The organism is Amycolatopsis keratiniphila subsp. keratiniphila (assembly GCF_001620365.2).
Lineage (GTDB): Bacteria > Actinomycetota > Actinomycetes > Mycobacteriales > Pseudonocardiaceae > Amycolatopsis > Amycolatopsis keratiniphila.
Genome location: NZ_LQMT02000067.1, coordinates 1 through 1,088 on the forward strand (window position 1 = coordinate 1; position 1,088 = coordinate 1,088).

A 1,088-nucleotide genomic window follows, 5' to 3' on the forward strand; every position below is an offset into this window, starting at 1 on the left:
GGCGGTCTCAATCGGTTGTTGCAAGTGGTGGCAGCTGATAGGAGATCTTCATGCCAGGACCCCGGTTGACGTGCGAGGAACGGGAAAAGATCCAGAACGGTCTGGATCACGGACTTACCCAGGACGCGATCGCGAAAGTCCTGGGTAGGTCACCCTCGACGATTTCACGAGAAGTACGCCGGGGCGGTGGACCGCGGTGCTCGCGGCCCGGCACCAGGATCACTGGCCGGCCCCGCCGCTACCGGGCCGACCGTGCCCAGCGCCTGGCCTTCGAACGCGGCCGGCGCCCGAAAGCCCACCTGCTGGCCGGTGAGCTGGCGGCGGTGGTGACCGGTCTGCTGGAAGCGGACTGGTCACCCCAGCTGATCTCCCTGATGTTGCCGATGTTGTTTCCCGACGATCAGGCTATGCGGGTGAGTCACGAGACGATCTACCTGTCACTGTTCATCCAGACCCGTGGCGAACTGCGCAACGAGCTCACCGAACACCTGCGCTCAGGCCGTGACCGGCGCCGGCCGCGCACCAGCACCTCCAGCCGCCGCAAGGGCCGGATAACCGGGATGACCCCGATCAGCGAACGCCCAGCCGAGGCCACCGACCGGGCAGTGCCCGGGCACTGGGAAGGCGATCTGATCCTCGGGGCGGTCAGCCAGGGCGCGGTCATCACCCTGGTCGAACGCCACTCCCGATTCGTGTTGCTGGCGCCCCTGCCCGACACGCACAAAGCCGTCGAAGTCCGGGAACTGCTCACCAGCATGATCGCCACCCTGCCCACCGAACTGAAACGATCGCTGACCTGGGACCAGGGCAACGAAATGGCCCAGCACGCCCAGTTCACCCTCGACACCGGCCTGCAGGTCTACTTCTGCAACCCCCACAGCCCCTGGGAACGCGGCAGCAACGAAAACACCAACGGACTCCTACGCCAGTACTGGCCCAAAAGCTCAGACCTGCGCCACCTCACCCAAACCGACTGCGACGCAGTCGCCCTCCGCCTCAACACCCGACCACGCCCTACACTCGGCCTGCTTACACCCGCACAAGCACTCGACAAAGCACTACTTGCAACAACCAGTTGAGACCGCCGC

1 protein-coding gene is annotated in these 1,088 nt (G+C 65.3%); it reads left to right on the top strand.

The features are described from left to right. Positions 1-50: 50 nt before the first annotated feature. Positions 51-1,079, top strand: a complete 1,029-nt coding sequence (locus AVR91_RS42245) for an IS30 family transposase (RefSeq protein ID WP_063275301.1) — start codon at positions 51-53, stop codon at positions 1,077-1,079. Positions 1,080-1,088: the final 9 nt, after the last annotated feature.